General features: G+C 76.3%; 5 protein-coding genes. All 5 read left to right on the top strand.

Annotated features, from left to right (window positions below; all coding sequences use genetic code 11):
• Window positions 1-81: 81 nt before the first annotated feature.
• The 5 genes from GA0070562_RS27095 to GA0070562_RS27075 all read left to right on the top strand — a co-directional run bounded on the left by GA0070562_RS27095 (window position 82) and on the right by GA0070562_RS27075 (window position 13,175).
• The gene (locus GA0070562_RS27095) at window positions 82-474 is read left to right on the top strand and encodes a DUF2267 domain-containing protein (RefSeq protein ID WP_091427199.1); all 393 of its coding nucleotides are present in this window, start codon (window positions 82-84) and stop codon (window positions 472-474) included.
• A 329-nt stretch (window positions 475-803) separates the two neighbouring features.
• Window positions 804-4,265 carry an AMP-binding protein gene (locus tag GA0070562_RS27090; protein WP_091427197.1) on the top strand — a complete coding sequence of 1,154 codons (3,462 nt, stop codon included), beginning with the start codon at window positions 804-806 and terminating at the stop codon, window positions 4,263-4,265.
• Window positions 4,262-7,372 (top strand): thioesterase domain-containing protein, encoded by a 3,111-nt coding sequence (locus tag GA0070562_RS27085; RefSeq protein WP_091427195.1) that lies wholly within the window; start codon window positions 4,262-4,264, stop codon window positions 7,370-7,372. The genes GA0070562_RS27090 and GA0070562_RS27085 overlap by 4 nt, the downstream gene beginning before the upstream one ends.
• A complete protein-coding gene (locus GA0070562_RS27080; RefSeq protein ID WP_091427192.1) occupies window positions 7,369-9,675 on the top strand; it encodes a lantibiotic dehydratase in 2,307 nt (768 codons plus the stop codon). Before GA0070562_RS27085 ends, GA0070562_RS27080 begins: the two co-directional genes overlap by 4 nt.
• Window positions 9,672-13,175 (top strand): non-ribosomal peptide synthetase, encoded by a 3,504-nt coding sequence (locus tag GA0070562_RS27075; RefSeq protein WP_091427190.1) that lies wholly within the window; start codon window positions 9,672-9,674, stop codon window positions 13,173-13,175. The genes GA0070562_RS27080 and GA0070562_RS27075 overlap by 4 nt, the downstream gene beginning before the upstream one ends.
• The last annotated feature ends 14 nt before the right edge of the window (window positions 13,176-13,189 follow it).

Raw genomic sequence — 13,189 nt, 5'->3', positions numbered from 1 at the left:
CGTTTGACCGGCGTGGGTGCGGGTACCCGCCGGGGCCGACCGCGTGGCGTGGTGCCCGCCGGCGGCGAGGGGAGGGGTGGGATGCGGTTCCCCCTGTTCGTCGAGGCGGTGGCGCGGCGGGCCGAGTTGCCCACTGATGAGGCCGCGACCGTCTCCCGTGCGGTGTTGCAGACCCTCGCCGACCGGATCACCGCGGACGAGGCGACGGATCTGGCCGCGCAGTTGCCGGACGACGTGGGCGGCTATCTGGAGCCCGGCGGCACGGCCACCACCGGTGGCGCGGTGGACTTCCTGTACCGCGTGGCCGAACGCGCGGCGGTGGACCCGGCGGTCGCCGAGGTGGGCGCCGTGGCGGTGCTAGCCACGTTGCGCGACACGGTGACGGTGGGGGAGTTCCACGACCTCGTCGCGCAGCTCCCGAAGGGCTTCGACGCCATGGTGGACCCCATTCCGCGCCCGCCGTACGATGTCTGAGCAGGCTCCCCGCGAACCGGGTCGAGCTGCGGCACCGAGGCCGTCTGCGGCGAAGATTCCACGGCCTGGAAGTATTTTCACCGTAAAATAACTCGTGGATGTCCACGTACGCTGAAAATCGTCTACGCGCTAGAGGGATGATCGGACGATTTCCTCCGTCCGAGGTTCCAAGGTGCCGTCCCCTCTTCGGCTCAAGCCTCATCGCCGCTCTTCCGGCGCAGGGATCGAGCCATATTCTGCTTCCAATGTGAAGTCCTGGGGGGGATCAATGATCACATTCGTCGATTGCTGCCTGCCTGCCCTCTGTGGAGCGCAACCCGCTTCCTGACATGGCGGAGACGATGATCATCAATCGTTTCGGCGCGATCTCGGCGGTACACGGCGGACGTCCGGCACTGCTCGGTGAGACCTACGAGGTCACCTACACCGAGCTGGCCGGGGCGGCCGGCGGGCACGCTGCCGTGTTCGCCGCCGCGGGCCTGCGCGCCGGAGACCGGATCGCGCTGCTCACCGCGCACGGTGCGCCCACCGTGGCGGCGCTGCTCGGCGCCCTCGCCGCCGGGTGCGCGTACGTGCCGCTGGACCCGGGCTTCCCGGTCACCCGGCTGCGCCACATGGTCGACGCCGCCGGCGTCACCGCCGTGGCCTGCGCCGCCGAGCACCGCGACCTGGCGTCCACGCTGGCCGGTGAGCGCCCGGTCGTCGCGCTGGACGAGGTGCCGTCGGCCCCGCTGCACCCGGTCGCGGCCGACCCGGACGCGCCGGCGTACGTGCTGTTCACCTCCGGCTCCACCGGCGTGCCCAAGGCGGTCGGGCAGACCCACCGCAACCTCGCCCACGTCGTCGGCAACCAGATCGCCGCGCTCGGCGTCGGCCCGGACGACCGGCTCAGCCTGCTCGCGTCGTTCAGCTTCGACGCCGCCATCCCCGACCTCTACCCGGCGCTGCTCACCGGCGCCGCCGTCGTCCCGGTCGACCTGCGCCGCCAGGGACTCGCGCACGCCGTCGACCAGCTCGACCGGCACCGCGCCACGGTGCTGCACTGCACGCCCACCGTCTACCGCTTCCTGCTCGACACGCTCGGCTCGCGCCGGTTGCCCACCGTGCGGGCGGTGCTGCTCGGCGGCGAGCAGGCCACCTGGGCCGACGCGGCCCGCGGCCGGGACCGGTTCGCCCCCGACTGCGTGCTCGTCAACGGCTACGGCGCCACCGAGATGACGTTCGCCGCCCGGCACGTGCAGCGGCTGTCCGAGGTGGACCCGGACGCCCGCGGGCCGCTGCCGGTGGGCGTCGCGTTCCCCGGCTACCGGCTTGACCTCGCACCGGACACCGGCGAGATCGTGGTCCGCAGCCGCCACCTCGCTCCCGGGTACCTCAACCAGGACAGCGACCGGTTCGGCGCCGACGCCGACGGGGTGCCGTCGTACCGCACCGGTGACCTGGGCCGGCTGCTGCCCGGCGGGGAGCTGGTCTGCCTCGGCCGGCTCGACCGGCAGGTCAAGGTGCGTGGGCACCGGGTCGAGCTGACCGAGATCGAGGCCGTGCTGTCCGCCCAGCCCGGCGTCGCGGGCGTCCGCGCCGTCGTCCGCGACGGCGAACTGCTCGCGTACGTCCGGCCGTCCAGCGCCCGCCCGGACCCGGTGGCGCTGCGCGCGGCGCTGGCCGCCGTGCTGCCCGGCTACGCGGTGCCCCGCGCGGTGGTGGTGGTCGACGAGTTCCCGCTCACCGTCACCGGCAAGGTCGACGAGCGGGCGCTGCCCGACCCGGTCACCGAGGTGCCGGCCGAGGAGGCCCCGGCCACCGAGACCGAGCGCGCCGTGCACGACATCTGGTGCGCGGTGCTGGGCCGCGACGCGGTCGCCCGCACCGCCAGCTTCTTCGACGTGGGCGGGCAGTCGCTGCTGCTGGGCCAGGTGCAGCAGCGCCTCGCCGAGCGGTTCGGCGTGCGGCTGCCGATGCTGCGCCTGTTCGACCACCCGAGCGTCGCCGCCCAGGCGGCGCTGCTGGACGCCCCGCCCGAGGCGGTTCGCGCCCCGGTGCTGCCCGCCCCGGCCGCGCCGGTCCGCGCCGCCCGCGAGTACACCGGCGACGAGATCGCCGTGGTCGGCGTCGCCGGGCGGTTCCCCGGGGCATCCGACGTGGCCACGTTCTGGTGGAACCTGTGCACCGGCGTCGACTCGGTGCACGACCACACCGACGAGGAGCTGGCCGCGCTCGGCGTCGGCCCCGGCCTGCGCGCCGACCCCCGGCACGTGCGCGCCACCGGCCGGCTCGACGGGGTGGCCGACTTCGACGCCGAGTTCTTCGGCTTCGGCGCCGACGAGGCGGCCCGTACCGACCCGCAGCACCGGTTGTTCCTGGAGACCGCCTGGGAGGCGCTGGAGGACGCCGGGCACGACCCGGCACGCTTCCCCGGCCTGGTCGGCGTCTACGCCGCCACCTCGGCCAACCGCTACTTCCTGTTCCACCTGATGGACAACCCGGCGGTGGTCGGCGACGTCGACCCGGACGACTGGGAGGCCCGGCTCGTCGGCCGCCAGTCCACCGATCACCTGCCCGGTCAGGTGGCCTACCGGCTCGGCCTGACCGGCCCGGCGATGGCCGTGCAGAGCGCCTGCTCCAGCTCGCTCGTCGCGGTCTGCGTGGCCGCGCAGAGTCTCGCCGACTACCAGTGCGACCTGGCGCTGGCCGGCGGCTCCACGGTGATGTGGCCCCGGCACCGCTCGGGCGGGCTCGCCTCGCCCGACGGCCGGTGCCGCGCCTTCGACGAGGCCGCCGCCGGCTCCGGCTTCGGTTCCGGCGCGGGCGTGGTGGCGTTGCGCCGGCTCGCCGACGCGCAGGCCGACGGCGACCGCATCTACGCGATCCTGCCGGGCTGGGCGGTCACAAACGACGGCCCGGACCGGGCCGGCTTCGCCGTGCCCGGTCCGGCCGGACAGGCCGCCGCCGTCGCGACCGCGCTGGCCACCGCCGAGGTCGCACCCGGCGAGGTCCGCTTCGTCGAGGGCCACGGCAGCGGTACGCCGCTCGGCGACGCCATCGAGGTCTCCGCGCTGCACGAGGTGTACGCGGGCGCCGCGCCCGCCGACTCCACAGCGCTCGGCTCGGTGAAGACGAACATCGGTCACCTCGACGCCGCCGCCGGCATCGCCGGGCTGATCAAGACGGTGCTGGCCGTCCGGCACGGGGTGATCCCGCCGAACCTGCACTTCACCCGCCCGCACCCGGAGATCGACCTGGCCGCCGGACCCTTCTACGTGCCCACCAAGGCGCGGGACTGGCCGGACGACGCACGCCGGGTCGCCGGGGTGAGCGCGTTCGGCCTGGGCGGCACCAACGCGCACGTCGTGGTGGAACAGCCGCCGCCCGCCGAGCCGGCCGACCCGCCCGGCGAGGGGCCGTGGCTGCTGCCGGTCTCCGCGCGTACCCCGGCGGCGCTGCGGTCCGCGCTGGAACGCCTGCGGACCCACCTGACCGGGGCCGCCCCGGCGCTGCCCGACGTGGCCGCCACGCTGGCGCTGGGCCGGCGGGCGTTCGCCCACCGGGCGGCGGTGGTCGCCGCCGACCTGCCGGGCGCGCTGTCCGCGCTGGACGTACTGCTGGACACCGACGTCCGCATCGCCGGTGACGGTGGCCCGTTGCGCGAGACGGCCGCCGATTGGGTCGCCGGGCGCGACGTCGACTGGCACGCGCTGCACCCCGAGGGCACGGTCCGGCGCACCGGACTGCCCACCTACCCGTTCCAGCGCCGCCGGCACTGGATCGACCCCGTGCAGAAAGGTCCGCGGTGAACTGGTTCGTCTCCGCCGGAAGCCGACCCGAGGCGCCGGTGCGTTTGTTCTGCCTGCCCTACGCCGGAGCGGGCGCCAGCGCGTTCCGGCGCTGGGCGGCCGAGTTCGGCGCCGGCGTCGACGTGGTGCCGGTGCAACTGCCCGGCCGGGAGAACCGGATCACCGAGGACCCGCGCTTCAGCGTCGCCGACGTGGCCGACGCCGTCGCCTCCCGCGCCGACCGCCCGTACGCGATCTACGGCCACTCGATGGGCGGACGGCTCGGCTTCGACGTGGTCCGCGAGCTGCGGCGTACCGGCCGCCCGCTGCCACTGCGGCTCTACGTCGGCGGCGCCCGCGCCCCGCATGCCGACGGGCCCGGCCCGTTCGACGGGCTGTCCCGGGCGAGCGACGAGGAGCTGCTGCGCCGCCTCGGCGACGGCGGCGGCCTTCCCGCCGACCTGCTCGACCACCCCGAGCTGGTGGAACTGCTGCTGCCGCTGCTGCGCGCCGACTTCGACCGGGTCGACAGCTACCGCCACGTGCCGGGCGAGCCGCTGCCGGTGCCGATCGTCGTGTTCGCCGGCCGTAGCGACCGGGCGGTCAGCCGGGAGCAGAGCGCGGCCTGGGCCGAGCACACCGCCGCCGGGTTCACCCTGCACGAACTGGACGGCGGGCACTTCTTCCTGCACGACCGGCTGCCCGAACTGGCCGCGCTGATCCGGGCCGACCTGACCGCCGCGTCCACGAACACCCGCGCCGGCACGCCGGACGCGGGTCCGGACCCGGTGCGCGCCGCCGGTCGCGGGACCGCCGGCGCCGCGCACCGGGTCCCCCTGGGCGACACCGGCTGGTCGGTGTGGCGCGACGCGGTGCTGCGGACCACCGGCTTCCCGGCCGACGGGCTGGATCTGTTCACCGCGCCCCGGGCCGCCGCGGCGGCCGACGAGCTGCTCGCCACCGGCGCCGGTGAGGACCAGTTCGACAAGGAGTTCGAGGAGGCGCTGCGCGCCGGGGCGCGGCGGCTCACCGACCTGGCCGCCGACCCGCTGCTGCGCGAGGCGGTCACCTGGCAGAACCGGGGCGCGCTCGTCGCGTTCGACGGCCTGGTGCGCGGCGGCGCCGACGCGGCCCGCAACGTGCGCCGCCGCGACCGGGAACGGGCACTGCTGAAGTACTGGCAGCGCTACTGCGGAAAGAACGAGACGGTCGGCTTCTTCGGCCCCGGCTGCTGGGTCACAGTCGATCCGGCGCACCCGGAAGTTGCCCGGGTCAACCCAGGCGACGGGTTGACCCGGCGGCGCCGGGTGTGGTTCGAGTCGTGGGCGCTGTCCGCGTACGCCGAACGGATCGGCGCGGACCTGACGGTGCGACGGTGGTGGCCGCCGATGCTCCGGGCCCACCTGGCCGTCCGGGACCGGGACGTGCTGCGGCCCGGCCGCCCGCCGCTGACGCTGACCCCGGTCGAGGCGGCGCTGCTGCGCGCCGCCGACGGCCGGCGTCCCGCCGCCGATCTGGTCGCCGACCCGGCGATCGGGCTGCGCCGCCCCGAGGACGGCTACGCGCTGCTCGACCGGCTGGTCGAGCGGGAACTGATCACCTGGGACGCCGGCCTGCCGGTGAGCCCGGACGTCGAGCGGGTGCTCGCCGAGCGGATCGACGCGATCGGCGACGAGCCGGCCCGCGCCGCCGCCCGTGCCGGGTTCGACCGGCTGCGCGCCGCCCGCGACGTGGTGGCCGCCGCGGCAGGTGACGCGGACGGGCTGCGCACCGCCCTGGACACCCTGGACGCCACGTTCACCGAGCTGACCGGCGTGCCGGCGGCACGCCGGGCGGGACAGATGTACGCCGGGCGGACGGTCTGCTACGAGGACAGCGCCCGGGACCTGGACGTGGTGTTCGGCGCGCCGCTGCTGGCCGAGCTGGCCGCCCCGCTGGACGTGCTGCTGCGCGCCGCCCGCTGGCTGGCCAACGCGCTCGCCCGCGCCTACCTGGACGTGCTGCGCGGCCTGTACGAGGAGCTGCGCGCCGATTCCGGCGCCCCGGTGCCGCTGGCCGACCTGTGGTTCCTGGCCCAGGGCATGTTCTGGGGCGACGGGGAACGGCCGGTCGACGCCGTCGCGGCGGACTTCGCGGCCCGCTGGGCCGGGCTGTTCGGCCTGGACGCGCTGCCCGCCGGCACCACCGACGTACGGCTGCGCGCGGCCGACCTCGCCGGCCGCGTCGACGCGGTGTTCCCCGGCGACGGCCCGGAGTGGTCCAACGCCGCCGTGCACAGCCCCGACCTGCAGATCTGCGCCACCGACGCGGACGCGCTGCGGCGCGGCGACTACACGGTGGTGCTCGGTGAGCTGCACGCCGCCTGGTCGTCCTTCGACTGCGCCGTGTTCACCCTGGCGCACCCGGACGTGGAACGGCTGCGCGACGCGCTCGCCGCGGACCTCGGTCAGCGGCGGGTCCGGCTGCTGTTCCCGGCCGACTGGCCCCGGCGGACCAGCCGTACCGCCGAGTCGCTGACCGGCCCGACCGACCGGCACCTGGCGTTCCTCGACGCCCCGGGCGCCGACCCGGCCCGCGTGCTGCCCACCGTCGACCTGGTCGTCGACGAGGTGGACGGCGAGCTGGTCGCCACCGCCCCGGACGGGCAGCGCTGGCCGCTCGTCGAGGTCTTCGCCCAGCCGCTCAGCGCGCACGCCGTGGACGGCTTCAAGCTGGTCGCCGCCGCGCCGTACACGCCCCGGATCACGGTGGACCGGCTGGTGCTGGCCCGGCAGACGTGGCGGACCACTGTCGGCGAGAGCGGCCTGGCCACCGCCACCGGCGAGCGGAACCGGTTCCTCGCCGTCCGGGACTGGCGCCGCCGGCTCGGCCTGCCCGAGCAGGTGTACGTCAAGCTCGGCACCGAGACCAAGCCGTGCTTCGTGGACCTGGCCGCGCCCGGGTTCGCGGTCATGCTCTGCGCGATGGTGCGCGCCGCCTGGGTCCACGGCGGCGACGACGTGTCGTTCACGGTCAGCGAGATGCTGCCCACGCCGCAGCAGGCGTGGGTGCCCGACGGCGTGGGCCGCCGCTACTTCAGCGAGCTGCGCCTGCACATCACCGACGCCCGGCGGGAGGACCACCGGTGAGCCACCTGCTGCCCCTGGGCGACACCGGCTGGTCGGTGTGGCGGGACGTGGTCCTGCGTACCGCCGGTTTCCCGGCCGCCGGGCTGGACCGGTTCGCCGCGCCGGACTGCGCCGCCGCCGCGGACGCGCTGCTCGCCGGCGACACCGGCACCGAGGTGTTCGACAAGGCGCTGGCCGAGGCGTTCGCCGAGTCCTCGGCGGTGGCCGGCGAGCTGGCCGCCGACCCGCTGCTGCGCGAGGCGGTGACCTGGCAGAACCCGGACATGCTCATCGCGCTGGACGGGCTGCTGCGCACCGACCCGCAGGTCCGCAACGTCCGCCGGCGCAAGCGCGAGCTGAGCCTGCTGCGCTACTGGCAGCGCTACTGCGGCAAGGCCGAGACCATCGGCTTCTTCGGCCCGGTCTGCTGGGGCACGTTCGACACCACCCGGCCCGGCGTGCACGCCGGGCCCGGTGACGCGCTGGTGCACCGGCGGCGGGTCTACTTCGAGGCCTGGGCGCTCATCGCGTACGCCGACCGGCTCGCCGACGACCTCGCGGTGCGCCGCTGGTGGGCGCCCGCCCTGCAACCGCACCTGACCGTCACCGGCCGGGAACTGCGCTGGCCGCTGCACCCGCCGATCGCGCTCACCCCGGTCGAGGCGCTGGTGCTCGGCGCCTGTGACGGGCGTACGCCCGCGGTGGAGCTGGCGGAGCGGCTGTGCGGCGCCGGCGAGGTGCACAGCGCCGACGACGTCTACCTGCTGCTGGACCGCTGGGTCGAGCGCGGCCAGGTCAACTGGGGCGCCAACCTGCCGATCGCGCCGGACGCCGAACGGGTGCTCGCCGCGCGGATCGCCGCGATCGGCGACGAGCCGGTCCGCGCCGCGACGGCGGCCGAGTTCGGCCGGCTGCGCGCCGCCCGCGACGAGGTGGCCGCCGCGGCCGGCGACCCGGACCGGCTCGGCGCCGCGCTCGCCGCGCTCAATGCCGGGTTCACCGCCGTCACCGGCCGCCCGGCCACCCGGCACAGCGGACAGATGTACGCCGGCCGCACCGTCTGCTACGAGGAGACCGCCCGCGACCTGGAGTTCCGGATCGGGTCGGCGGTCATCGACGCGCTCGCCGAGCCGATGGCGGTGGTGCTGCGTACCGCCCGGTGGTTCACAGGCGAGGTGGCCGCGCGCTGCGGCGACCTCTTCACCGAGCTGCACGAGGAACTGGCCGCCGATGGCGAACCGGTGCGGCTGGCCGACCTGTGGCTGCTGGCCCAGGGCACGCTCGTCGCCCCGGACGGCCCGATCGGCCGGGCCGGCGCCACGCTCACCGCACGCTGGGCCGAACTGTTCGGCCTGGCCGACCTGCCCGAGGGGCAGGCGGAACTGCGGCTGCGCGCCGCCGAACTGACCGACCGGGCCCGGGAGCTGTTCCCGGCGACGCGGCCCGGCTGGCCGTCGGCCCGGCTGCACAACCCGGACGTGCAGCTCAGCGCCGCCTCGCCGGAGGCCGTCGAGCGGGGCGACTTCCTGCTGGTGCTCGGTGAACTGCACCCGGCCTCGGTCGCGTTCGACAGCGCGGTGCTCAGCCCGTTCCACCCGGACCCGGCCGCGCTGCGCGCCGACCTCGACGCCGACCTGGGCCCGGTCCGGCTGCGGGTGCTCTGGCCGGACAGCTTCCCCCGCCGCACCACCCGCACCACGTACGCGCTGACCGGCCCCGCGGACCGCCAGCTCGGCATCGACACCGCGCACGGCGCCGACGTCGACCGGCTGGTCCCGGCCACCACGGTGCTCGTGGAGCGCACCGGCGACACGCTCACCGCCGTCTTTCCCGACGGCGCCCGCTGGCCGCTGATGGAGGTGTTCGCCACGCTGCTCGGCTCGCTGCTGCTGGACGCGTTCAAGCTGCTCGGCGCCGCCGCGTACACGCCCCGCATCACCATCGACCGGCTGGTCGTGGCCCGGCGCACCTGGCGCACCACGGCCGGGGCGTGCGGGCTGGGCGGCCACTCCGACGAGACCGCCCGCTACCTGGCGGTACGCCGCTGGCGCGCCGAGACGGGCCTGCCCGAGCGGGTCTTCGTCAAGGTCGGCACCGAGATCAAACCCTGCTACGTGGACCTGACCGGCCCGCTGTACGCGCAGTCGCTGTGCGCGATGGTCGACGCCGCGCTGCGTACCGGGCCGGACGTGCCGGTGGTGGTCTCCGAACTTCTGCCCGCACCCACCGAGGCCTGGGTGCCCGACGCCCGGGGCCGCGGCTACGTCAGCGAACTGCGCCTCCAGATCACCGACCCGGCCGAGCACCTTGGAGCACTCCGGTGACCGACACCCTGACCGTCAGCGCCGTCCACGGCCCGGACCTGCTCTGGCCGGACGCCACCCTGGCCGACCTGATCACCGCGCAGGCGGCCCGCACCCCGGACGCGGTGGCGGTGCGCCAGTGGGACACCCGGCTCACCTATCGGCAGCTTGTCGACCGGGCCGCCGGGGTGGCCGCCGCGCTGCGCGAGCACGGCGCCGGCCGGGGCGACCGGGTCGGCGTGTGCGGCGCGCGTACCCCCGACCTGGTGGTCGCTGTGGTCGGCGTGCTGCTCGCCGGCGCCGCGTACGTGCCGCTGGAGCCGGGCGGCCCCCGGGCCCGGCTGCGCGGGATCGCCCGCGACGCGGGCGTGCGGGTGGTGGTCGGTGACGGCGCGGCGGCCGAGTTCGGCGACGAGCCCGGTGTGACGGCGCTCGGCCTGCCCGGCCCGGCCCTGCTCGCACCCTGCCCGGCCCGCCCCGGCGACCCGGCGTACGTACTGTTCACCTCCGGCTCCACCGGCCGCCCGAAGGGCGTGCTGACCACCCACCGCAACGCGGTCGAGTTCGTCACCGGCGTCAGCGCGCTGACCGGCGCCGACGCCTCGGTACGCAGCCTCGGCATCGCCTCACTCGGCTTCGACGCGGCCACCATGGACCTGTTCGTGCCGCTCACGCTCGGCGGCGCGGTGCAGCTGCTGGGCGCCGACGACCGGGCCGACCCGGTACGGCTGGCCCGGTTCGTCGCCGAGCACGAGGTGACCTGGGGCTTCATCACCCCGACCGTGCTGGCGCTGCTGGACCCGGCCGGGCTCCCGTCGTGGCGGGTGCTGCTCTGCGGCGGCGAGGCGGTCCCGGCCGAGCTGGCCGCCCGCTGGGCGCCGGGCCGGCGGTTCCTCAACGGCTACGGCCCGACCGAGACCACAGTGCTGGCGGTCACCTGCGACCTCACCCCGGCCGACACCGACCCGATGCCGATCGGCCGGCCGCTGCCCAACCACCGGGCGTACGTGGTCGACGCCGACCTGCGTCCGGTGCCGGCGGGGGAGACCGGCGAGCTGCTGATCGGCGGGCCGGGACTGGCCGACGGCTACCTGAACCGGCCCGGCCTGACCGCCGAGCGGTTCGTGCCCGACCCGTTCGGCGACGTCCCCGGCGAGCGGCTCTACCGCACCGGCGACCTGGTCCGGCAGGGCCCGGACGGCCGGATCGTCTACCTCGGCCGCGCCGACCGGCAGGTGAAGGTACGCGGCCAGCGCATCGAGCTGGGCGAGATCGAGGCCGTGCTCGCCGCCTGCCCGGGCGTCGAGCGCGTCGCGGTGGAGGCGGTACCCGGCCCGGCCGGCGCCGAGCTGGTCGCGTTCCTCACCCCGGCCGGCGCCCCGGACGACGACGGGCTGCGGGCGTACGCGGCGTCGCGGCTGACCACCGCGATGCTGCCGGCCCGGACGGTGCGGCTGGACGCGCTGCCGGTCAGCGCGACCACCGGCAAGCTGGACCGGCCGGCGCTGCGCGAGCTGGCCGCCGCGACCCCGGCCACGGTGGACGACGTACCGGCTGACGACGACCGGGTGACCGGGGCGGTCCGGCGGATCTGGACGCGGCTGCTCGGCACGGCGCCCGCCCCGGACAGCGACTTCCTCGCCGCCGGTGGCAACTCCGTCGCCGCGATGCGGCTGGTCGCCGCGCTGCGCGCCGAGCTGGGCCGGCAGGTGGACACGGGGGTGCTGTTCGCCGACCGCACGTTCGCCGCGCTCGTGGACCGGGTCCGTGCCGCCGACCCCGCCGACGCCGACGGGCTGACCACCGGCAACCCCCCGACGCTGTCCCCGCCGCAGCGGCGGCTGTGGTTCATGGACCAGCTCGCCCCGTCCAGCGCGCCGTACAACATCGCCGTCGCGCACCGGCTGCGCGGGCCGCTGGACGTCACCGCGCTCGGCGCCGCGCTGCGGGCCGTCGCCGAACGGCACGACGTGCTGCGCTGGCGCATCCCGTGCAACGGCGGCGTGCCGTACGCGGTCCGCGAGGAACCCACCGACGTGGCGGTGCCGGTGATCGACCTGACCGGCGCCGCCGACCCGGACGGCGAGCTGGCCGGCATGCTCGCGGCCGGCGCCGGGCACGCGTTCGACCTGGCCACCGGCCCGCCCTGGCAGGTGACCGTGTACCGGCTCGCCGCGCAGGAGCACGTGCTCGCGGTGACGCTGCACCACGCGGTCTTCGACGGCTGGTCCGAGGCGCTGCTCTACGACGAGCTGGCGCTCGCGTACGCCCGCGCGCTCGGCCGGTCCGTGCCGGGCCGCCCGCCGCTACCCGCCACGTACGCCGACTACGCGGTGTGGCGCGCCGACCGGGACCGGCGCCGGGGCGAGACCGACCTGGCCTGGTGGACCGCGCACCTGGCCGGCGCGCCCACGGCGCTGGACCTGCCCCGCGACCGTCCCCGCCCGGCCGTGCAGACGTACGCCGGCGCGGAGGCCGCGGTACGGCTGGACGAGACCGCCGACCGGGCCGTACGCGACCTGGCCACCCGGCGCGGCACCACAGTCGCGGCGGTGCTGCTGGCCGCGTTCGGCGAACTGCTGCGCCGCGTCACCGGCGGCGACGAGCACGTGCTCGGCGCGATCGTCGCCGACCGGCGGCTGGCCGCGTTCGACGAGGTGATCGGGTTCTTCATCGACACCGTGCCGGTACGGGTCCGCTCCGGCGGCGCGAGCTTCGCCGAGCAGGTCGACCGGGCCGCCGCCGAGCTGCACGACGTCACCGCCCACCCGGGCGCGCCACTGGAACGCATCGTCGAGGCGCTCGGCGTGGGCCGGGACACCTCCCGGGCCCCGCTGGTGCAGGTGCTGTTCAACGTGCTCAACTTCGTCGCGCCCCGGCTGACGCTGACCGGCCTGGCCGCCGAGCCGGTGCCGGTGCCCAAGCCCGGCTCGCCGTTCGACCTGACCGTCTACGTGGTGGAGCGCGACGGGCGGGCCGGCGTCGAGGTGGTGCACAACCCGGACCTGTTCACCGGCGAGCGGATCACCGCGCTCCTGGCCGACCTGGCCGACCTGGTCGGCGCGCTCGCCGCCGACCCGGACGCGCCGGCCGCCGAGGTCGCGCCCGAGCTGCCCCGCCCGGCGGTACGGGTCGCGGCGCTCGGCGCGATGAGCGTCGCCACTGCCGAACCGGCCCGCGCGCCGCTGCCCGCCGGCTCGGACGCGCTCACCGCGACCGAGGAGCTGATCGCCGGGATCTGGCGGGACGTGCTCGGCCGCGACGCGGTGGGCGTGAGCGACAACTTCTTCGACATCGGCGGCCACTCGATGGCCCTGGCCGCCGTGCACGCCCGGCTCACCGAGGCCACCGGCCGCTCGATCACCATGCTCGACCTGTTCCGCCACCCGACCGTGCGGGCGCTCGCCGCCAGCCTCGACGGGGCCGCCGACCGGCCGGAACTGGCCCGCGCCGCGATGCGCGCCGCCGCCCGGCGGGGCCGCGCCCGCCGTACCCCGCCACCTCGCCGACCTCACCCGTGACGCGATCCCTTGTG

The organism is Micromonospora tulbaghiae (assembly GCF_900091605.1).
Taxonomy (GTDB): Bacteria; Actinomycetota; Actinomycetes; order Mycobacteriales; family Micromonosporaceae; genus Micromonospora; species Micromonospora tulbaghiae.
This window is presented reverse-complemented; position numbering and strand designations above follow the sequence as displayed.

Bases quoted from the DNA above. Each gene is read 5' to 3' on its own strand.
- GA0070562_RS27090 (WP_091427197.1), top strand. From the start codon at position 804: ATGGCGGAGACGATGATCATCAATCGTTTCGGCGCGATCTCGGCGGTA.
- GA0070562_RS27095 (WP_091427199.1), top strand. From the start codon at position 82: ATGCGGTTCCCCCTGTTCGTCGAGGCGGTGGCGCGGCGGGCCGAGTTG.